The sequence below is a fragment of the Pedobacter planticolens genome (genome assembly GCF_014172375.1).
GTDB classification, from domain to species: Bacteria; Bacteroidota; Bacteroidia; order Sphingobacteriales; family Sphingobacteriaceae; genus Pedobacter; species Pedobacter planticolens.
This window is the reverse complement of the sequence record NZ_WNXD01000001.1, coordinates 1,559,839-1,582,935: the sequence shown is the minus strand read 5'-3', so window position 1 is coordinate 1,582,935 and position 23,097 is coordinate 1,559,839. Positions and strand designations below refer to the sequence as shown.

Here is a 23,097-nt window from a genome sequence, read left to right as displayed (position 1 = left end):
ATGAAGCTAAAAATCAACTGTTTACTGCTTTTCTGCTTTGTGTTTGCTTTTCAAGCAAAAGCTCAAGAAAAAAACAATAAGTACACCACTGAAGTAACTAAGGTGCTGAGAAAACAAATCTTAGCAGAAGCAAATTGGGCATTAACACAAGCACCAATAACAGTTACTGCGCAAACATCACCAAGAAGTGCAGGCACTAAACACGATTTCTTTTCAGAAGGAGATTATTGGTGGCCAGATCCAAGCAACCCAAAAGGACCTTACATTCAAAAAGACGGATTAACCAATCCAGATAATTTTGTAGCACATCGCCTAGCAATGATCCGTTTCAGTAAAATTATAGGAGCATTAGCATCAGCCTATAAAATTACAGGAGATGAAAAATACGTTAAACATGCATTTGTACATTTAAAAGCATGGTTCGTAAATTCAGAAACATTAATGAACCCAAACCTTCTATTTGCACAAGCCATACAAGGACGGTTTACAGGAAGAGGTATTGGAATTATCGATACCATTCAACTAATGGAAGTAGCACAAGGAGTTTTTGTAATGCAACATTCAAAAGCTGCTAATAAAGCTGCACTTGCAGAAATTAAAAAGTGGTTTGCCAGCTATTTAACATGGCTAACAACTCATCAATACGGCAAAGATGAAATGAATGCAGAGAATAATCATGGCACCTGTTGGGCTATGCAAGTGGCATCATTCGCTAAACTTACAGAAAACAAAGACTTGCTTAATTTTTGCAGAGAACGTTTTAAAACCGTGTTTTTGCCAAACCAAATGGCAGCAGATGGTAGTTTCCCTAGAGAACTTAAACGCACAAAACCCTATGGTTATTCGTTGTTTAATTTAGATGCAATAACCACACTTTGCCAAATACTATCAGACAAAGAGAATGATTTATGGACTTTCAAACTACCCGACGGAAGAACCATAAAAAAGGGAATCGAATACATGTATCCTTTTGTTGCCGATAAATCTACTTGGCCTTTTCCAAAAGATGTAATGTATTGGGATAACTGGCCAGTAGCACAACCTTTCTTACTATTTGGAGCTAAACAATTTCAAAACCAAACTTGGCTAAATACCTGGAAAAAACTAGATCATCAACCAAAAGTTGAAGAAGTAATACGAAACTTACCTATTAGAAACCCGTTAATATGGCTATAATGAAGAAAATATTTATCCTCTTAATCTTGTTATCGGTTCATTTCGTAGCGTTTAGTCAGGTAACTGGCGATGAAGACAAAGAAATGTTCAACCAATCTAAAGCCCGCGACCAAAAAGCAATTGATGATGCGGTAAATACATGGTGGACAGCTTCCATGAAAACACACGAACAGCGGATACAATGGTGGAGAGATGCCAAATTCGGCATGTTTGTGCATTGGGGCATTTATTCTTTACCTGCCGGAGAATGGAAAGGTAAAAAAGTAGGCGGTTATGCAGAACATTTAATGCGTAAAGAGAAAATAACTAAAAAAGATTATTTAGAAGTTGCTCATCAGTTTAATCCAGTTCTTTTCAATGCAGATAAATGGATTTTAGATGCTAAAAAAGCAGGCATGAATTACTTTATCATCACAGCAAAACACCACGATGGCTTTGCAATGTACGATTCTAAAGTGTCTGATTTCAATATCATGGCTCAAACTCCGTTCAAAAGAGACCCAATGGCAGAGTTAGCTGCAGCAGCTAAAAAACATGGAATGAAGTTTGGCTTTTACTACTCACATGCTTTCGATTGGGAACACCCAGATGCACCAGGAAATGATTGGGAATACAAAAACCCAGGTGGAGATTTAGGCTTATACGGCGGCGTAAATTGGTATGCAGAACATCCAGAATTATTAGCAAAAGCAGTTAAATATGTAGATGAAAAAGCAATTCCGCAGATAAAAGAATTGTTGACGAAATACCACCCAGATATCTTATGGTTTGATACACCACAAAAATTACCGCTTTCAGAAAACATCAGAATTTTAAAAGCCATCAGAGAAACCGATCCTAATGTAGTAGTAAATGGCAGATTGGTAAGAAACGCCAATGCTAATTTCGGCGATTATAAAAACACAGCAGACCGACCAGCAGAATTTTATCCTGTAGAAGGAGATTGGGAAGCAATTCCAACCACAAACGAATCATATGGTTACAGTAAATACGATGATTCACATAAATCTCCAGGCTTTTTTATTCAGCTTTTAGCCAAAGCAGCTTCAAGAAACGGAAACCTCCTATTAAATATCGGTCCAAAAGGCGATGGTTCTTTTGATACAAAGGATTCTAAAATATTAAGCGGTATAGAACAATGGGTAACCAAAAACTCAGAAGGTATTTACAAAACCCATAAAACAACCCTACCATTACAAAGTTGGGGTGTAACTACACAAAGTGATAACAAGTTGTACTTACACGTATTTAATTGGCCTAAAGACGGAAAACTATACGTTGGCGGTTTAAAATCTAAACTAGATAACGCTTATTTCCTAACCGATTCTAAAAAAACTAAACTATCAATACAAGCTATTGGCGATGGAGATTTCTATATCAACCTACCTAAAAACGCACCAGATACCGCAAATACTGTGATTGTACTCCCTTTAAACGGACAACTTAAAACCGATAACACACGTTATGTAAGTGCAAACATTCCTTTAACCAGATTATTAGCTTTCGATGCCACTTTAAGCAAAGGATTTAAGTTTGGCGACGGAAAAACAGATCGGTTTTATGTAGAAGGATGGGAGAAAAAAGAGCAAGAAGTTAAATGGGATTTCAGAACAACATCGCCACAAAAATTTAAAATCGTTATCAAATATTTAGCAAGTAAAGAAGCTGGCGGAAGCTATACTTTTAAAATAGATCAACAAGAAATTAAACAAAACGTACAAATTGGCGATGCTAAAGTCGTTACACAAACCATAAGCGAAATACAATTAGCCAAAGGCACACACCATATCACCATCAACCCAACTACCATTTTAAAAACAGAATTAATGAAACTTTTAGAAGTCCAGTTAATCCCTTTAAATTAAACCATGAAGAAAGTTAAATATAGTATCATCACAATTGCTTTATTAGCAGTACAAACTACTGTTTCAGCACAAAGTGTAAACGTTAAAAAAGCATTTCAACACGCAGCTACTCAAACACAATTAATGTTAACAGAAGTAGAGAAATCAGCTAACCCTGCTAAACCAGAACTAATTTCTCCAAGAACAATAGAAAATGGCAACCTAAAGCTAGTAGCCACCAGAGATTGGACAAGTGGCTTTTTCCCAGGCGTATTGTGGTATTTAGATGAATATTATAAAACCGATCAATGGAAATCGACCGCACAAAAATTCACTACCTACATGGAAAAAGAAAAAACCAATGGAACCACACACGATATGGGTTTCAAAGTCTTTTGCAGTGTAGGCAATGCATTCCGCTTAACAGGAAACGCACACGATAAAGAAGTAATTATCGAAGCAGCAAAAACCTTATCAACACGTTTCAACCCTAAAACTGGCGTCATATTATCTTGGGATCATAGCAGAGATAAATGGGTAAACCCGGTAATTATCGATAACATGATGAACTTAGAACTACTCTTCGAAGCAACAAAACTAACTGGAGACTCATCATTCTATAAAATTGCAGTTAGCCATGCCAATACCACAATGAAAAACCATTTCCGACCAGATTTTAGCTCATATCACGTAGTAGATTATGATCCTAAAACAGGCGAAGTGTTAAAGAAAACAACACATCAAGGCTATAGCAACTCATCAGCTTGGGCACGCGGACAAGCTTGGGGCTTATATGGTTACACCATGTGTTACCGCTACACCAAAAACCCAGCTTACTTAAAACAAGCAGAAAACATTGCAAAATTCATCTTCAATAATCCAAATATGCCAAAAGATTTAGTGCCATATTGGGATTTTAATGCACCTCAAATCCCTAACGAACCAAGAGATGCATCAGCAGCAGCAGTAATAGCTTCAGGTTTATACGAATTAAGTAAATACAGCAAACAAGGCGGCGATTACTATAAAAAAGCAAATCAAATACTAAACAGTTTAAGCACCGCATACATTGCTCCAATCGGCACAGCAAAAGGCTTTATTCTATTGCACAGTACAGGTTCAAAACCATCAAATAGCGAAGTAGATGTTCCCCTTAACTATGCCGATTATTATTACCTAGAAGCCCTATTAAGATATAAAAACTATAAAACAATCAACTAAAGCACCTCGTCATTGCGAGGCACAGCCTGTCCCGACTTCTCGGGAAAGCAATCTTAAAGCGCTAGATACAACATTAAACCGATAACCAAATAACATTAAAACCCTAACCACATGAAACTTAAAACTCTACTTCTCGCATTACTATTATGTAGCGTTTACACCCTAAGCAACGCCCAACAAACCCCACAAGATAAAAAAATGGAATGGTGGCGAGAAGCCCGTTTCGGTATGTTTATCCATTTTGGCGTCTATGCACAAATGGCAGGCGAATATAACGGACATCAACAGGCTAGGGGTGGCGCAGAGTGGATTATGAACAGAATGAAAGTACCAGTTGCCGAGTATAAATCAATGGCTAAACAATTTAATCCAGTAAAATTTAATGCAGATCAATGGGTTAAAATGGCAAAAGATGCAGGCATGAAATACCTAATTATCACCGCTAAACACCATGATGGTTTTGCACTATTCAATTCAAAAGCAAGCGACTGGGATATAGCAGATGCAACACCATATAAAAAAGACATCTTAAAACCATTAGCAGAAGCCTGCAAAAAATACGGCATTAAACTAGGGTTTTACTATTCACAAGCACAAGATTGGGGAAATGCGGGCGGTGCAGTAGCCAGAAAAGTAATGGCAGAAGGTTGGCCAAACCCAGATAGCACTAAAATTAACAGCTATACCGAAGCACACAAAGGCCATTGGGATCCAGCACAAGAAACATCAACTTTCGATCAATATATAGATAGAGTAGCCGTGCCACAAGTAAAAGAATTAATGACCAATTACGGCGATATTGCCGTATTATGGTGGGATACACCAACCAATATGACAGATGCAGCCGCCTTAAAATTACAAGCCGCCTTAAAATCACAACCAAATATCATTACAAACGATAGATTAAAACGTCCTAATTTCCCTGGAGATACCAAAACCCCAGAGCAAAAAATACCAAACCTAAGTGAGTTAGACGGTAAAGATTGGGAAACCTGTATGACCATGAATGGAACTTGGGGTTTTAGAAATTCAGATACCAAATGGAAATCATCACCAACCTTAATTCATAATTTAATAGATATTGCCTCAAAAGGAGGGAACTATCTGTTAAATATAGGTCCAAAACCCGATGGTTCTTTCCCAGAAGCAAGTGTAGAACGCCTAAAAGATTTAGGTACCTGGATGAAAACATATAGTGAAGCAATATATGCAACACAAGCCAGTCCAATTCCAACCCAAACTTGGGGCAGAGTAACCAGAAAAGACCATGCAAATGGTAATACCACCTTGTATTTATCTGTTTTCGAATGGCCTAAAAATGGAGAGTTGGTAGTAAAAGGCTTATCAAATGAAGTCGTATCAGCTCAATTATTAAACAACGGAAACAAAGTAACCATCAATAAAGCCGCCGACCAAATAACACTTAAATTGCCAACAACAGCACCTAATGAAGTTGCCAGCGTAATTAAAGTAGAAGTAAAAGGTAAAATGCACACTTGGTTTGGCGAAGCCAGTAAAGAGAAAATGAAAACCGGAGCTATAGATTAGAGATATCGATCCTATTTGTTAAGTTTAATAAGGACGGATTATAAATCCGTCCTTTTCTTTTTTAACTCGCTGCCGCTAGGGCTCCTTCGTTTTTCACGAGTGTTTATTTTAGGGGTAGGTGAATTGCAAAGTTGCGCTTGCTAGGTTTCTACTGGCGGATGCTAGGTTTCTACTGGCGGATGCTAAGTTTCTACTGGCGGGTGCTAGATTTCTACTGGCGGATGCTAGGTTTCTACTGGCGGATGCTAGGTTTCTACTGGCGGATGCTAGGTTTCTGCTGGCGGATGCTAAGTTTCTACTGGCGGATGCTAAGTTTCTACTGGCGGGTGCTAGATTTCTACTGGCGTTTGCTAGGTTTCTGCTGGCGGATGCTAAGTTTCTACTGGCGGGCGCTAGGTTTCTACTGGCGGGGAGGAGGTTGCCGCAGTCGGTGAAAAACCTCCTTCTCAAAGACGAGCGTGTTAGTTATTTGCTCGTCATTCCCGTGAAAACGGGAATCGTAATGCGTAAAAAAAGCCTCTTATTGCATTACGATTCCCAATCAAGTTGGGAATGACGGGTAGGTTAGATGCACTATTTGATATAAAAAAAAGCCTCTTATTGCATTAGAGTTCCCGTTTTCACGGGAAGGACGAGTGTATAACCTATGTGTCTATGTGGTAAAAAAAATATTATTTCATATTTCGTTTCCTATTTTTCAACTGAGCAACATACAATGAACTCGGATTAATCCCTTTTTCATTTTCTCCCTCCCAAATCCCATCAGGTCTACCCTTTAATCTACCCTCATATTTTCCACCCTGCGTACCAAAACTATAATTTTGACCACCAGCCCAAGGGCTTTGCACAGCAGCTCTCTTAACTGTACAATTCCATAATACCTGAGTAACGCCTGCCCAACCATGTCCGCTACCCCAATTACCTCTATCCTGTACATTTATTTCTCCATCGGTAGTAATGTTGTCAAATAAAGTACCCACTGCCCAACGGTGATGCGGACCAATATCTGCATGAGTTCTAGTCGCCTTGCAATTATAAAAAACATTCGGACCTAAGGTTTTAGCACCAGTTACATAATCATGTCTAGCATCTGTAGATTCTAAGTTCATAAATAAATTAAGCTGACCATCGTTGTTAAACGAATACCTTCTTCCGCCAGTAATAACAGATTTAGCATCTAAACATTTAGAATCCTTAACAGTAATTTGTTTCGAAGTCGATTTAATACTCACAGCAGCATAACCAAAATATCTAGTCGTTATATTTCTTACCCATGCGTTTTGCACCTTATTAAACTCTACCGCAACCCAACCATGGTCTTCATCAACATCACTTGCATATTCCGATTCGATGAGCATATTTTCTATCCCAACATCATTAATCCTTCCATCAAAAGAAGCTTTAAAAACTTCGGCACCACCATACTTCTGTTCCATTTCCATCACAATAGGATTATCTATAGTAACTTTATTTCCCTCAACTTTAGTAATCTTCCTTTCAAATTGTAAATTATAACCAGCAGCTTCCCATTGTTTAGTGCCATCTCTAGCTTCAATTTTATCCATTTGCAAATCTTTAACCCATTCATCAGTTCCGGGTCTGTAAACCACAATGTCATCTCCAACTTTAAATTTACTAGCATCGCTAACCGTAAAAGAAAAAGTACCAACAGGTACAAATTTATCTTGTATTTGTACCCTAGTTCCAGCCACTTCTTTCAAATTTCCATCACCACTAAAAACGATTAAAGAACGCTGACCTTTACCAGTAGCAATCAATTTCGTTGCATTTTCTCCTTCGCCTCTTAAAACAATTCCACTTTTAGTTATATTGATAGTACCTGCTATTTTATAGGTTCCTTTTTTAAGTAAAATAGCTCCCCTAAATCCAGTTTTGCTTAAAGGCAATTTAGCTACCTCATCAATTGCGCTTTGTAAAAGCTCCTCACTATCACCATTTTCATTAGCATTAACAGTTTTTACAACAGCAACAGTTGTAATTTCTTTATCCCCCTGGTAATACCCTACACGACTAAAATCTGGAATAATATTTCCCTTAGCATCAGGAATATAGTTCAAAGAACCATCAGCATTTACCTTAATATATTTCGACTCCCATAATTTTTTTAGTACAGGTTTAAACGATACAAGTAGTATAACGGCGGTGCTTAATAAGAGTATTTTTTTCATCAGTATATAATTGGTTAAAGCTAAATGTAGGGAGAAAGAGGGGTAAATGTGAACCAAATATTGGCAATAAAGTCAGTCATTTTATCTTTAGGTATAAAATTCAATCACAAGTACAGTTCTCTAATAAAAGAAAAGCTTTTAATGCTAAAATTGCTGATTCAGTAGCCAATCCGATAAACTATCTGCATCATCAATTTTTGTTTATTGCATTAACCAAATTAAATAAATTATGAAAAGATCTACGCCTGTAATTCTAGGTTTACTATTAGCTTGCTCAAGCACAAGTTTCTCTCAATCAGCAAATTTAACTACATGGCCAAAAGGTGCATCGCCACAAGAAGTAGGCAAGCGAGTTGCCGCTAGGTTTGTAGCTACACCACATACCAATTTTAACCGACCAACACCACCTTCGGTAATTACTTATCCCGAAACCTGTGCTTGGTATGGTGCCTTAAAATTTGCAAAAGCTACTGGTAACGATGCATTGAAAGATGATTTGATTAAAAGATTTGAGCCAATGTTTACCACTGAAGCTAAGCTAATTCCGCCAGTTACAAATGTAGATTGGGCTGTTTTCGGTTCAGTTCCCTTGCAATTGTACATGCAAACAAAGGATAAAAGATATTTAGAACTAGGACAAGGCATTGCAGATAAACAATGGGCTGCGCCTGATGAGAAAGCAAAAGCAAAAGTAAAACCAGAGCAGATGTTAGCCTTTGAGAAAGGATATTCTTGGCATACCCGCATGTGGATAGATGATATGTTTATGATTACTGCATTGCAAACTCAGGCATATAGAGCTACTGGCGATGCAAAATACATTAACAGAGCGGCAAAAGAAATGGTGTTGTATTTAGATTCACTACAAAAACCTAACGGATTGTTTTACCATGCACCAGATGTTCCTTTCTTTTGGGGCAGAGGAGATGGATGGATGGCAGCAGGCATGGCCGAGATTTTAAGTTCTTTACCAGAAAACAATCCTGATCGTGCTCGCATCATGAAAGGCTACAAAACTATGATGGCTTCCTTATTAAAATATCAAGCACCATCTGGGTTGTGGAGACAATTAATTGATGAACCAACAGCTTGGGAAGAAAGCTCATCTACAGGAATGTTTACCTATGCAATGGTGGTAGGTGTTAAGAAAGGTTGGTTAGATAAAAAAACATATACACCAGCAGCACGAAAAGCTTGGTTAGGATTAGTTTCTTACATTGATGAAAATGCAGATGTAAAAGAAGTATGCGAAGGCACAAACAAGAAAAATGATAAACAATACTATTTAGATAGAAAAAGAATAGTAGGTGATTTACATGGTCAGGCACCAATTTTATGGACAGCAGCAGCATTAATGAATTAAGTGTACAACCAATATAAATTTAGAATGAGATTATTAACTGTTCTTTCCCTCGCTTTTTATGTAGGTTTTTGTGCGCCTGTTTATGCTCAGGTAAAGCTACTACCACAGCAAAACCGTTGGACTATCCAGCCTGACGGTAGCATAAATTGGAAGTTAGATAAACGATTACCGCACACCGATCACATAGAAATGAGTGGCGAAAAAGTGTCAATGTGGGTAGAGTATGGGGTAGATAGTGTAGGTAAATCAACTATTAATAGAACTATTGTATTTCCAACATTTAGGATGTTACCTGATGCAACAAGAAGCCATATTTCTTTTTCATTTACCGATAATGATTTGCCACGCTTCTATATTAACAACAGATTACTTAAAACAAACTTGGCTAAGAGTGGTAAGTCGGGAGATTTATCTTATAAAATAACAGACATTACACAAAAAGGAGTGATGACGGTTAACGCAGAATCTGGAACTCCAGTTTTAGCGCAAATACAACGCAAATTTTATCCTTCGGTAAAGGAGCCTATGGCGTTCGAGAAATTCGTTTTTACCAATGTAACGGATAAAGACGTGACTTTTTCTATGGAATACTTGAGAAAGGAAATTAGAACAGATAGCGTTAGAAGCAAAGGTAAACAGCATAGTATTGTTACGGGTACCGTTGGCGCTGGTAGTAAAGTAGTAGCACCTGGTAAATCAGTAACTTTTACCGTTTATTATATGGCTACAGATAATCCTAGTCAATCGTTAAACATAAACCCTGATGCAGAAGAAACTGCCAGAATGAAGCGTGTTGCTAGTTTAATGGATAAACTACAACTAGTAACACCTGATAAAATTTTAAATACCACATTCGATTTTGCAAAAATAAGAGCGACTGAAAGCATTTATAAAACTAAAGGTGGCTATATGCATGGGCCCGGTGGACTAGCATATTACGCTGCAATTTGGGCTAATGACCAGGCAGAGTATGTAAATCCGTTTTTTGCCTTCTTGGGAGATAACGTAGGGAATCAATCTGCCATGAATGCGTACCGATGGTTTGCAAAATACATGAACCCAGATTATAAACCAATCCCAAGTTCAATAGTTGCCGAAGGCGATGCCGTTTGGAAAGGTGCAGGTGATAGGGGAGATCAAGCGATGATTGCTTATGGTGCTTCGAGATACGCCTTAACGTATGGAAGCATTGATTCAGCTAAAGTATTATGGCCTTTAATAGAATGGTGTTTAGAATATAGTCATAGAAAGTTAAATGCAGAAGGAGTAGTAAACTCTGATGCAGATGAGTTGGAAAATAGATTCCCAGCAGGTAAAGCAAATTTATCTACCAATAGTTTGTATTACGATGCACTTCGCTCTGCAACAATGCTAGGTAAACTATTAAATAAACCAGCAAGTCAAACAAATACCTACACCAAACAAGCAGATGATTTAAAAGCAAATATGGAAAAGTATTTCGGCGCTAATGTAGAAGGCTTTGATACCTATAAATATTATGAAACCAATACTACCTTACGAGCTTGGATTTGTATGCCACTAACTGTTGGTATTTTCGATAGGAAAAAAGGAACAATAGATGCTTTGTTTTCTCCACGCTTATGGACTGCAGATGGTTTGGCTACCGAAGCGGGTAAAATTACTTTTTGGGATCGCTCTACGCTTTATGCTTTACGTGGAGTGTTTGCCGCCGGCGAAACAGAGAAAGCAATGGACTTCTTAAAATATTATTCTCAACGAAGATTGTTGGGAGAACATGTACCTTATGCAGTTGAAGCTTATCCAGAGGGAAATCAAAGACATTTATCGGCCGAAAGCGGATTGTATTGCCGCATTTATACGGAAGGTTTGTTTGGTATGCGTCCAACAGGTTTTAACACATTTGATTGTACACCACGTTTACCAAAAGATTGGAATGAGATGGCTTTAAATAAGATTAATGCTTTTGGTAATGAATTTGATTTATCGATACAAAGAGCAGGTTCAAATCAATTAAAAGTAACCATAAACCAAGCGGGAAAGAAAACTAAAACGTATTTAATTAAAGACGGAGCTACCTGCAAAGTAGTATTGTAATGAAAGGAAAAATAGTTTTAATAGCGATTATAGGTTCTTTTTCTGTGCTCTATTGTAAAAAGAATAATGCAGCGCAAGCTAAACCTGAGCCAGAAGTTGTAAAACCACCTGTTACTGCACCCAAATTAGGTGTAACACTACAAGCAGATGGACCTGGAAATACATACGAATTAATTAACAGTAAATTAGGTGGCACAGCCGAAGAAACTCCAGATTGCGGACATGCTGCTTTTGGTCGCCATATTGCAGAAGTGTTCGATGATGTATTGAAGAAAAATGTATTCGAGTTTTATATTCACGTTACACCCGATGATGATCGTTGCAATGGATCGACAGATAGACAACGAAATGAAATTAAAAGCTACGGTCCATCGCCTGATAATGTAAAGGGAACAATCGGAGAAACGGTAACCTATAGATGGAAATTTAAGTTAGATGCAGGATTTAAACCCTCACCGAGTTTTACACACATTCATCAAATTAAAGCTGGAGACGGAGATGATGGTTCACCTTTGATTACGATTACACCAAGATATGGTAATCCTGATCAGTTAGAAATTATTCATACAGCTGGCACTTCGGCTACTAGTTTAGGGAAATTAAAAACAGTAAACCTAGCACCATTTAAAGGGAATTGGGTTGAAGTAATCGAGAAAATTAAATACGGAACCAATGGTACCTATGAGATTAACATTAAAAATGTAAGTGATGGTGCTTTATTATTAAGTTACGCTAATGCTAATATCGATTTATGGCGAACAGGTACAACCTTTTGTCGCCCAAAATGGGGAATATATCGTAGTTTGAATAATAAATCATACATAAGAGATGAAGCAGTACGATTTGCTGACTTTTGCATTGCCGAAGGCGATGCAGTTTGCCAATAGAGATATAAGTTTTACGTTGTAAGCTATATGTCTGGTTTAATACTATAGCAAAGCTGAATCTTGTTCGCCATCTTAGTTATTCTCCCGTCATTCCTTCAAAAAGCTATCTTGTGAGCACATCTTTTTAAGCATCTTTCTTTGACTATTTGCAAGGTTCCGTTCAAAAAAAACTGTCCTCCGCCAAGAACGACCGTCAATCCCCAGTGCCAGCCAATCAAAAAAACAGGTGCACAAAAGAACAACTATCACTTCCGAACCTTAAACGCAGTGGTTTTGTGTTCAATTTTGCAAATGCTTTCATTTATCACTAACAAACAAAACGCAGTGATGTTGTTTTTTTGATGTGTAGGGGATGTGTGAAAAGGCACATCAGGTGGATTGACAAGCATTTTTGCATACTTTTGATGCTTCAAAAGTTTGATGCCCTGCGGCATAGAGCATAAAATAAAACTAAATATTTGTGTCCACATGATAGGTGAAAATGGGAACCGTAATGCCTAAAAAACCTCTTATTGCATTACGATTCCCATCAGATAGCTATCGGATCAAGTTGAGAATGATGCAGTTTGCCAGTAAGTTGCGTGTTGTGCTCGTCATTCCCGTGAAAACGGGAACCGTAATGCGTAAAAAGAACCTCTTATTGCATTACGATTCCCAATCAAGTTGGGAATGACGAACGTGGAGTTAAGGTGTTTTTAATTAAACAATCGCAATGGCACAATATTGTCTATTTATTTACTTACTTGTTATCTCTAAAACTATACTACTCAATGGTCTCAATTTAGCAGGAGAAACATTTAAACCAATATTCATTAAATAACTTCCAGTATAAACCTTTCCGTTTTCAGGACTTTCTGCTGCCGCACCAGGTATCAAATTAGTTTCTGTAATGGTGTATTCCTTATCAGGATTTAAACCTTGGAGCTTTACTTTTCCGAAAATTTCCTTCTTCCTTAAATTCAAATTGTAGCTAAATAAAACAGCTTTATTTTTTGTAGAGTCTGTATACATCAATACGGCTCTATCTTCATCATACGGAGATACTAAACGATACAAATCACCATACCAAATAATCGGATTTAATCGATTATAATTTGCAATAGCAGCACTGCTGAAACTAATTTCTTCAGGTGTCATTTTATCTACACTAATATCATAACCCAATTTGTCCATCATGGCTACGTCAGTTCTAAACTTAAGGGTTTGTTTACCCATAGAAGTTACGTGACTAGAAATAGTATTTGATGGGAAGAAATAAGAATACCCCCATTGAATAAATACACGTTCTGCAGCATCAGTATTATCACTTGGCCAAAATGAATCGAAATATTTAAGTGCGCCATAATCTGTTCTTCCACCTCCACCAGAGCATAACATAATACCTAAATGAGGATATTTAGCCCTAATGCGTTGCATCACTTTATAAAAGCTCTCAGTATAATCTATAAATAATCTCGATTGATCTTTTCCTAAATAAGGAGAATACGTATTAGACATAAACCGATTATTATCCCATTTGATATACGCCAAACCAGGATTTTCAGTCATCATTTTATCGATTAGATTAAACACAAAATCTTGTACTTTCGGATTAATTAAATCTAAAATCAACTGATTGCGCTGATAGTTCTCAGCTCTATTTGGAAGTTTTAAAACCCAATCTGGATGTTTTTCATATAACTCACTCTTTGGATTAACCATTTCTGGTTCTAACCATATTCCAAACTTAATTCCCTTTTTTGTAGCTTCTTTTACTAAATAACCAATTCCATCAGGTAACTTTTTACGATCTTCTTGCCAATCACCTAAACCCGCTTTATCATCATTTCTTGGGTATTTATTTCCAAACCAACCATCATCTAACAAGAATAAATCAAGTCCTAATTTTTTTGAACCATCAAATAACTCAACTAATTTCTCTTGATCAAACTTTACATGCGTAGCTTCCCAATTGTTTAGTAAAGTCATCCGAGGTTTTAAACCATCTAAAACTCCATAAACACGTGCCCAAGTATGTAAATTCCTACTCGCTTCACCTTTACCATTGGCGCTGTATGTAAATATAAATTCTGGAGTCATAAAATGTTCACCAGCTTTTAAGGTAAGGGTAGAAGCATAGGGATTAATACCAGAGATTACCCTTAGCTTATTCGTTCTATCTACTTCAAATACAAACTGAAAATTACCTGTCCATGCAATTGTTCCGGCAATTACTTCGCCCTCTGTTTCTGTCGCTATTTTATTAGGCGCTAAAAAGAATACCGGACTTTGGTACATATTTGCTCTACTACCTAATTTGCTATCAATAATCTTAATGCCACTCGTTAATTGGCTTTCTTGCATATCCATTTCACGAGCCCAATCTCCATGAAATTGAGTAAGAAAATAATTTGAAGCATCAAAATGTAACATAGAAGAAGCGTAATTACTTAAAACAACACTATTTTTTTCTTTATTGATGATTTCCGTCGAACTACTTAATACATTCGATTTGAAGGCAGCTTTGAAGTGTAAAATAACTTCGGTTTGATAAACAGGATCTTTTAAATAGATATCGGTTTGAGTGATATCGCCATCCAATTTTTTGGTTTCTACTTTAATAAAACGCAAATCTAATGATGGATTTCCATCAGCATGTACAATACGAATAGCAGGCTCAAAAACATCTTCCATACCAGCGCCAATGTACGCTTCCATACCATTTCTTAATTTGGCGTAGGCATCTTTTGATAATGTTTTTCCAAAATAACGTTGGTATAATTTCCCACCTTCATCGCCAGCAAAAACTAAACTGGTATTTTGAGTTTCGATAACAATCGGATTACGGTTTTGCGCCCATAAAACAGACGAGCAAAACAAAGAAAGGGTAAGAAGAATAATTCTCGGATTCATATGATTTGGTTCTGATATAAAATAAATAATTCTAAAAGGTATTTGAATAGCCTTTATGAGCTAGTTTCTCAATCAATTTGGCAATTAAACCAAAAACACCCAAAGCGATCTTGCACCATGTGCGCCAAGTACTAAGCTCTGCTCTATATCGGCAGTTTTGGATGGTCCGGCGATAAAAGCACCATAACCATACTGCTCATTCCCAATTTTTTCATAGGCATGATGCATGGTTGGCAAAACATTAACTTTGTTCACTATCAAAATTAAATGTTGTGTAATAAAAGGCAAAACTCTATCTAGTAAAATTGATTCATCTAACCAACAAGCTCCATTTTCTGCTACTGCAAAATGAGCAGGTAAAATAGCGAGCTCTACATTTTCTAACGCATGCGGATTATGATTATCAATGTTATTATTGGCAATTTCTTGCATACTAGCTAGTGGAGAAATCACTCTGATTTGATCTAATGAATAATTTTCTTTTAATAAGGAGATAATCTCATTTGTATTTGCTACAACAATTACTTTTCCTCCAATTCCATTTAAAACCTGAGTGAATTTTTCAATTAAAGCTGTTTCTTGTCCTTTGAAAAAAGAATCAAGTTGAGGCAATGGAGTTAACTCAGGTTGATTTGCTTTTACAGCGGCTAAAATCTGATCTCTACTGTTCATTCTTCTTTCTATTGATTTTATACCATTCGCCAAAAGAACTTTGCGGTACTTTGGGCATATCTCTTTGCAAATACCAAGCATTAAACTTATTGTTCACCATAAATGGCGCATATTTAAGCGTTGTTCTTGCAGCTTTTCCAGCTAGTTTATAAAGTGCAGGCGAAGATAGGGTAGTTGCCATAGTTTTCATTGCAACTTGCTTAGCTGTGGTGGTATAACCTTCTTTTACCAATACTTGTCGCCATTTGTAAAGCTGATCATGAATATCAATTTTAACCGGGCAAACATTAGAACATGAACCGCACAAAGTGGATGCAAAAGGCAAATCTGCATATTGTTTCATGTCTAAATTCGGTGCTAAAATAGCTCCAATTGGTCCAGCTATCGCATTGTGATAACTGTGTCCGCCACTACGTCTATAAACAGGGCAGGTATTCATGCAAGCACCACAACGAATACATTTTAACGAATTTCTAAATTCTTCTCTACCTAACTGACGAGTTCTGCCATTATCTACCAAAATGATATGTAATTCTTTCCCATCTCGTGGTTTAGCGAAATGACTAGAATAAGTGGTAATCGGCTGTCCAGTTGCACTTCTAGCCAGCAATCTTAGAAATACAGAAAGATGTTCACGTTTTGGGATAATCTTTTCAATTCCCATACAAGCAATATGGATATCAGCCAAATGTGCACCCATATCAGCATTGCCTTCGTTAGTGCAGATTACTATTTCTCCAGTTTCTGCTACGGCAAAATTAACACCTGTTAGAGCAGCTTTGCGAGTTAAAAAAGTATCTCTTAAATGTACACGGGCAGCTTCTGTTAATAGTTGAGGGTCTGCATTTCCTTTTGGCGTACCTAAATGTTCGTGGAATAATTCGCCAATTTCTTCTTTCTTTTTATGGATACAAGGTAAAACGATATGACTAGGTGGTTCTTTTGCCAACTGTACAATGCGTTCTCCTAAATCAGAATCAATTACTTCTATTCCTTGGTGTTCTAAATATTCATTTAAATGGCATTCTTCAGTCAACATCGACTTACTTTTTACCATTTTATCAATACCTTTTTCTTTTAATAAGCGATAAACAATTTCGTTATGTTCTTTGGCGTCTGCAGCCCAATGTATGATTACACCATTTTGAAGTGCATTTTTTTCAAACTCTAGTAAATAGTCATGTAAATTAGAAAGTGTATTTGACTTAATAGCCGATGCTGTCTCGCGTAAATCTTCCCATTCTGGAATTTGATGTGCGGATTTATCTCTTTTTTGTCTAATCCACCACAAGGTTTCATCGTGCCAATCTACTCTTTTTTCATCTTCGTTAAAGATGTCGGCTCTTTCAGCATGGTCTAATGTTTTCATGCTTTCACTCCGTTTAAAATCTCAGCAATATGAATAATTTTGATAGGACTTTGTTGTCGATTTAAAATCCCTTCCATGTGCATTAAACACGACATATCTACTCCTGTAATATATTCCACATTGTGTTTTGCATGGTCATTTACTCGATCTTTCCCCATTTTAACAGAAACAGCTTCTTCAGCTACACAGAAAGTGCCACCAAAACCGCAACATTCATCTTTACGATCCAATTCTACTACCTCAATATCTTTTACCAAATTTAAAAGCTGTCCAGGTTTAGAAAAATCAGGAGCGTTTAATTCAGTCATCTGGGATAGCTTTAAACCCCGTTGCCCATGACAACTCTGATGCATTCCAACTTTATAAGGGAAACTGCTATTTAATGTATTTATTTTTAATACATCAGTTAAAAAGGAAGTTAATTCGTAAGTTGTTTCCTTAATGTGTTTGGCTAATTCAGGCTGATCATCATCGTGAAGATGTTCGGTAATATGCAAAACGCAACTTCCAGAAGGAGCAACAATATAATCGAAACCGCTAAAATTTTTAACAAAAAGTGAATTACATCCACCAGCTAAATGCTCAAAGCCAGAATTAGCCATTGGTTGTCCGCAACAAGTTTGTGAGGTAGGATAGCTAACATCAAGCCCTAAATTTTCTAATAACTCTAACGTAGCAATTGCCACATTGGGATAAAATTGATCAACATAACACGGAATAAATAGGGCAACCTTCATAAAATGGCTAGAGCTAGGACGGAAAATTAAGGGTTAGTATGTAAAAAGGCATTCTGTACTGTGCTGCGTTTTAATTATTATGATGTGAAATAAATTCTTTTTGATAGTTTAAAGGGCTTTTACCAGTTGTAATTTTAAAATATTTGTGGAAGCTGGCTAAATTATTAAAACCACTCTCATAACACAATTGCTTAATATTTAACTTGTTTTCCATTAGTAATTTACAAGCATGTCCAACCTTAATTTCCGTTAAAAATCTTGAATACGTTTTACGCGTTTTAGATTTAAAATATCTACAGAAAGAATTTGGACTAATTACGGCCACATTTGCAATTTCTTCTAAATGGATTTTCCTTCTAAAATTGCTTAAGGTATAATCATAAATCGCATTAATGCGGATATTTTCAGATTCATCGTAATCTTGTTTAAAACCAATTGATGATAGCTTTACAGTTTGATTACAGTTAGCAATAAGTGAAAGCGCTTCTATCAATAAAACAATACGCTGAGTTCCTTCAGCAGTTAACATTTGTTCTAATAAATCGGCCACTTTTATTTTTACTTTTCCATTTACTTGTAAACCTCTTCTACTATTTTCAAGTAATGATTTTATAGCCTTATTTTCTGGGAGATTTAGAAACTGATCACCCCAAAAGTTTTCGCTAAAATGTGCAACCCTTACATCGGCACAAGCTTTCGTTTGATCTTTAAAATAGATATCATCAAATCTCCAGTAATGTGCTAAATGGGCGCCGACCAATACAATATCACCAGAACGAAAGCCTTTAATGCTATCGCCAATAAATTGAGTTCCTACACCTTTTTTGAGGTGAATAAGCTCTACTTCTGGATGATAATGCCATTTATTGTTCATATAAGGAACTAAATCTCTTCTTACACTAAATGATTGTGCAGGTCCCGTTGAAACTTTTAATAATTGAGGTTTCATGTTAATACTTGGTTTATAATTGGTCAATTAAATATACAGTATAATTCTATTATCTTGCATGGAAATGCCAATATTGCTGAATATTTGGACAATTTGAGAAAGTATTTGATTTGTTGCGTGTATTAATTTAATTACAATAAAAAAGCCCCGACCATTTTTACATGATCGGGGCTTTTTTTGATGTTGCAATTAGAACTTATAAGAGAGTGTAGTTACAAACTGACGAGGAGGGATAGGATTTATACTATAGTTTTCATGAGCAAAGTAATTTAGCTCATTGGTAATGTTAGCTACTTTAGCTAATAAAGAAAGCTTTTTCCACGCATAGCCTGCTGATAAATCGAATGTTGTAAAATCACTTAAAGGAATTAATCTACTTGGAGTTCCGGTTTTGCTATCATTATATCCGCCATTTCTGTTGCCAGTATAATAAGCCGATGCACCCAACTTTAAACCTTTAGCACCTCCGTTTTGGAAAGTGTAAAACAATGTTCCGTTCGCGGTATTTTTAGTAGAACCCACCAAACGTTGTCCTTCAACAATACCACCAATAGTTGTGGTAGTTGTACCCGATGTAATAGTGGTTTTATCTAATGTTTCTGTATAACGGATGTAATTGTAGCTATAACCTGCAATAAAGTTTAAACCTTTAACAATGGTACCTGTTAAATCAAATTCAACACCATCACTTGCAGTTTTTCCGCTTAATTCTTTAACATTTGTGTCGCCATTTGGAGTGCCATCAGCTTTAAGTAATGCTTGTTGAGCAAACTTATCATTGGTAATTCTATAAACAGTTAGGTTTGCAGATAATCTACCTCCAAATAAATCGTTTTTAATACCTGCTTCATATTGATCAACTATCGAAGGATCTAATGGAGCGCTATAAATATCCATTCCAGTATTTGAAATGAAATTATTAGCATAACTTACATAAATAGACGTTGTTTTTAGTGGCTGATAAATCAATCCAAATTTTGGAGAAAAAGCCGTTTCAACTTTAGATTTTCCAATAATATTATTACTTAATGTTTTTGCACCTGTAGCTAAATTAGTAGTTACTGTTCTAGGTGTTTTTTGGAAAGTATAACGAACTCCCGCTAAAACTTTAAACTGCTCAGTTAATGAAACTAAATCTTGTACAAAAGTACCCATGCGATAAATAGGAGCAAATGTTTCAGAAACCATAGTGGTTGCTGGTAAGGCTCCGGTATTGTTAAAACTAGCAGGATCTAGCAAATTGATATTGCCATAATTATAAGCTGCTGCACCGCCTGGGTAAGCAAAACCATTAGAAGTTACTCTCGATTGATCTGCATCTGCACCAACTAACAATGTGTGAGTAATATTACCAGTTTTAAAATTACCATTTACATTAATTTGCTCATTGTAAGTAAATTCTTCTGTTTTAGAGCGAGTAAGATTTCTAGCAGCAACTCCTGCAGCATTTGCAAAAGGACGCTCAGCACTATAATAATTTCTATTGTAAGCTTGTAACCCAGCAATTACATTCAGTTTCCAGTTATCATTAAATTTATGATTTACATTTAACTGAGTGGTAGTAGTATTGGTTTTGTTATATGCTCCAGGCGCATTTAAATAAGTACTTCTTCCAATATTAACAATTTTATTATCTACGGTACCAATACCAAAATCTGGAGTGTAATCACTTTTAAGGTAATCTCCTTGAAGTAAAATATCTGTTTTTTCGCCTATTTTATATAAAAGTGATGGATTTACATAGGTTCTTTTAGCATTTACATTCTGTCTAAAACTTCCAGCATCTTCAAAAGTACCAATTACACGAAACGCTAAGTTTTTTGTAATAGGGCCATAAATATCACCAGTTGGTTTATATAAATCATAACTACCGCTACGCATAGCCACTTCACCACCGTATTCAAATTTTGGTTTCTTTGTTACCAAGTTTACAACGGCACCACCAGTAACGCCACCATATAATAAAGCTGCACTACCTTTTAATACTTCAACAGACTCTAATGTGCTAGTTTCTGGCATACCACCACTATTTGCACGAGCTCCATTTTTAAATACGTTATTAGTGCCTAAACTGTATCCTCTAGCAAAAAAGGTTTCTCCACTTACCGAACCACGATTTTCTCCATAAGCAACACCATTTACGTTTTTTAAAACATCACTTAAACGATTAGCTTGTTGGTCGGTAATAACCTGATTGCCAATAATCTGAACCGACTGAGGCAAATCAATAGGAGCGATAGCAACTTTACCTAAGTTTACAGGTTTTTTATTAGGAGTTTTATATCCTGTAACTGCAACTTCAGCTAATTGAGAAGCTGATTCTGAAATAGAGAAATTCACATCGGTTGCTCCACCTTCTGTTACAATAATTGATTTCTCTTGAGAAACCAAACCTACTGCAGAAATTTTAATAGTATAATTTCCAGGCGCTACATTTTTTAGTAAAAAGCTGCCATTTTCATTAGTTTGAGAAGTTTTGTTGGTGTTTTTTAAACCAACACTTGCATAAGCAACAGGCAAACCATCACTAGTTTTTATTATTCCTGAAACTGTTCCTACTTTATTTTGTGCTTGCACTGCTCCAAAAAGGGCCATCGAAATAGCAATTAAGCTAAGTGTTTTTGTAAATAGTCTACTCATATATTTATTTGGATTAATTCTAAATTGATGCAAAGATAAAAGCGATTTCTAAAAACACAAATTTTATTTAGACTTATTTTAAATAATATTCTCTTACTGTTCTCAACCTATAAAGAAGTCTAATAAATGCTGCTAAAATGTACAAGGAAGTATTTTGTCGTAAAAAATAAGTAACGGTTTCGATTTGTTATAAAAAGAACTTTCTAATAAATTTTATTAACTGTATATACTTTTAAAAAAAATTAAAAAGATATTCTATGTTTTGAATTTAATTATTATGTTTGTTTTAAATAACCAAATATATGTCTGTAATTATAAAGGGTCAGCGACTACGAGCTGATATCATAAAATGCCTTTATTATAAAAAAGTACTATCCTTAACTGAATTAAGTAAGCTTACCGGAAAAAGTTTGCCTTTGGTTACATCAATAGTAAATCTATTAATCATAGAAGGGTATGTTATAGAACAAGGTTTAGCTCCATCTACTGGCGGAAGAAGACCTTCGATGTATCTATTAAATCCGAATCATAAAAAACACATTGTTGCCGTTGCAATGGATCAGTTAATTACCCGATTAACCATTTATGATTTGTCTAAGAATATCGTATTTCCTATTCAGTATTTAGATCTTAATATTTCTAATGAAGCAAATGGCGCCGAAACATTAGCTCAATTTATAAATGATTGCATCACCAAATCAGGCATTGAAAAAGAAGATTTATTAGGAGTAGGAATTGGTATGCCAGGTTTTATTAACGCAGCAGAAGGTGTTAACAATTCTTATTTTAAAATGAACAATGGTGAGACTTTGCAAGGTTTCTTAAAAGAGAAAATAGAATTACCCATTTTTTTAGATAATGACTCAAGTTTAATTGCACTAGCAGAATTACATTTTGGCGAGGCAATTGGGATGAAAGACGTAATGGTAGTGAATATTGGATGGGGAACGGGTTTGGGTATGATTATTAACGGAAAGTTATACCGTGGCAACAGCGGTTATGCAGGAGAGTTTAGTCACATCCCATTATCAGAAAGTAATAACTTATGCTCATGTGGCAAAAGAGGTTGTCTTGAGGTAGATACTTCACTGTTAGTAATGGCCGAAAAATCAGAGAAAGCGCTAAAAGAAGGAGCCGAATCAAGTATGAAAGAATTGTTTAAAGACAAAAGTATACATGCTGGTGATCACTTTTTACATGCGGTTACTCAACAAGATCCATTAGCTATTTCAATTTTATCAAAAGCTGCATTTCAATTAGGTAAAGGCTTAGCTACGCTGATACATATTTTAAATCCACAATGCATTGTGCTAAGTGGTAGAGGAGCCAAAGCAGGTAAAATGTTATTACCATCTATTCAACAAGCTATTAATGAGTTTTGTATTCCTCGAATTGCCGAACAAACTACTATAAAATTATCAAAACTTACGGATGAAGCAGAATTATTAGCAGCAGCCAGCCTAATGATTGAGCATAGTCAATTTGAAGAACACCCTACACTATCCCATATAAAAACAACCTAAACTAAATCATC

At 36.1% G+C, this 23,097-nt stretch carries 15 protein-coding genes; 8 read left to right on the top strand and 7 right to left on the bottom strand.

Annotation, left to right across the window (positions count from 1 at the left end; genetic code table 11):
- From GM921_RS06525 to GM921_RS06510, 4 genes are all read left to right on the top strand, one after another.
- A complete protein-coding gene (locus GM921_RS06525) occupies window positions 1–1,176 on the top strand; it encodes an alginate lyase family protein (RefSeq protein WP_182921789.1) in 1,176 nt (391 codons plus the stop codon).
- Window positions 1,176–3,041, top strand: a complete 1,866-nt coding sequence (locus tag GM921_RS06520) for an alpha-L-fucosidase (protein ID WP_182921788.1) — start codon at window positions 1,176–1,178, stop codon at window positions 3,039–3,041. The genes GM921_RS06525 and GM921_RS06520 overlap by 1 nt, the downstream gene beginning before the upstream one ends.
- Before the next feature lie 3 nt (window positions 3,042–3,044).
- The gene (locus tag GM921_RS06515; protein WP_182921787.1) at window positions 3,045–4,241 is read left to right on the top strand and encodes a glycoside hydrolase family 88 protein; all 1,197 of its coding nucleotides are present in this window, start codon (window positions 3,045–3,047) and stop codon (window positions 4,239–4,241) included.
- A gap of 111 nt (window positions 4,242–4,352) precedes the next feature.
- Window positions 4,353–5,789 carry an alpha-L-fucosidase gene (locus tag GM921_RS06510; RefSeq protein WP_182921786.1) on the top strand — a complete coding sequence of 479 codons (1,437 nt, stop codon included), beginning with the start codon at window positions 4,353–4,355 and terminating at the stop codon, window positions 5,787–5,789.
- 671 nt (window positions 5,790–6,460) lie between these two features.
- Here the strand turns inward: GM921_RS06510 and GM921_RS06505 are convergent.
- A complete protein-coding gene (locus GM921_RS06505) occupies window positions 6,461–7,978 on the bottom strand; it encodes a hypothetical protein (RefSeq protein WP_182921785.1) in 1,518 nt (505 codons plus the stop codon).
- A 229-nt stretch (window positions 7,979–8,207) separates the two neighbouring features.
- On the opposite strand from GM921_RS06505, the gene GM921_RS06500 reads away from it, so the two are divergent.
- The 3 genes from GM921_RS06500 to GM921_RS06490 are packed head-to-tail and all read left to right on the top strand — an operon-like array spanning window position 8,208 to window position 12,304.
- Window positions 8,208–9,341, top strand: coding sequence for a glycoside hydrolase family 88/105 protein (locus GM921_RS06500; RefSeq protein WP_182921784.1), 1,134 nt, complete (start codon window positions 8,208–8,210; stop codon window positions 9,339–9,341).
- Window positions 9,342–9,365: 24 nt separating this feature from the next.
- Window positions 9,366–11,417: a glucosidase family protein gene (locus GM921_RS06495; RefSeq protein WP_182921783.1), complete on the top strand. Its 2,052-nt coding sequence runs from the start codon at window positions 9,366–9,368 to the stop codon at window positions 11,415–11,417.
- A complete protein-coding gene (locus tag GM921_RS06490) occupies window positions 11,417–12,304 on the top strand; it encodes a heparin lyase I family protein (RefSeq protein WP_182921782.1) in 888 nt (295 codons plus the stop codon). The genes GM921_RS06495 and GM921_RS06490 overlap by 1 nt, the downstream gene beginning before the upstream one ends.
- A gap of 735 nt (window positions 12,305–13,039) precedes the next feature.
- Here GM921_RS06490 and GM921_RS06485 read toward each other — a convergent pair.
- The 6 genes from GM921_RS06485 to GM921_RS06460 all read right to left on the bottom strand — a co-directional run bounded on the left by GM921_RS06485 (window position 13,040) and on the right by GM921_RS06460 (window position 21,563).
- A complete protein-coding gene (locus tag GM921_RS06485; RefSeq protein ID WP_182921781.1) occupies window positions 13,040–15,196 on the bottom strand; it encodes an alpha-galactosidase in 2,157 nt (718 codons plus the stop codon).
- Window positions 15,197–15,280: 84 nt separating this feature from the next.
- The gene (locus GM921_RS06480; protein ID WP_182921780.1) at window positions 15,281–15,868 is read right to left on the bottom strand and encodes a LutC/YkgG family protein; all 588 of its coding nucleotides are present in this window, start codon (window positions 15,866–15,868) and stop codon (window positions 15,281–15,283) included.
- On the bottom strand, window positions 15,858–17,237 hold the full coding sequence (locus GM921_RS06475) for a lactate utilization protein B (protein ID WP_182921779.1): 1,380 nt from the start codon (window positions 17,235–17,237) through the stop codon (window positions 15,858–15,860). The genes GM921_RS06480 and GM921_RS06475 overlap by 11 nt, the downstream gene beginning before the upstream one ends.
- Complete coding sequence (locus tag GM921_RS06470) at window positions 17,234–17,974, bottom strand: (Fe-S)-binding protein (protein ID WP_182921778.1); 741 nt, start codon at window positions 17,972–17,974, stop codon at window positions 17,234–17,236. The genes GM921_RS06475 and GM921_RS06470 overlap by 4 nt, the downstream gene beginning before the upstream one ends.
- Before the next feature lie 70 nt (window positions 17,975–18,044).
- Entirely contained in the window at window positions 18,045–18,923 is an 879-nt protein-coding gene (locus GM921_RS06465; RefSeq protein ID WP_182921777.1) for an AraC family transcriptional regulator, read from the bottom strand.
- A gap of 189 nt (window positions 18,924–19,112) precedes the next feature.
- Window positions 19,113–21,563, bottom strand: a complete 2,451-nt coding sequence (locus tag GM921_RS06460; RefSeq protein ID WP_182921776.1) for a TonB-dependent receptor — start codon at window positions 21,561–21,563, stop codon at window positions 19,113–19,115.
- A 302-nt stretch (window positions 21,564–21,865) separates the two neighbouring features.
- On the opposite strand from GM921_RS06460, the gene GM921_RS06455 reads away from it, so the two are divergent.
- Entirely contained in the window at window positions 21,866–23,086 is a 1,221-nt protein-coding gene (locus tag GM921_RS06455; protein ID WP_182921775.1) for an ROK family protein, read from the top strand.
- Window positions 23,087–23,097 lie beyond the last annotated feature (11 nt).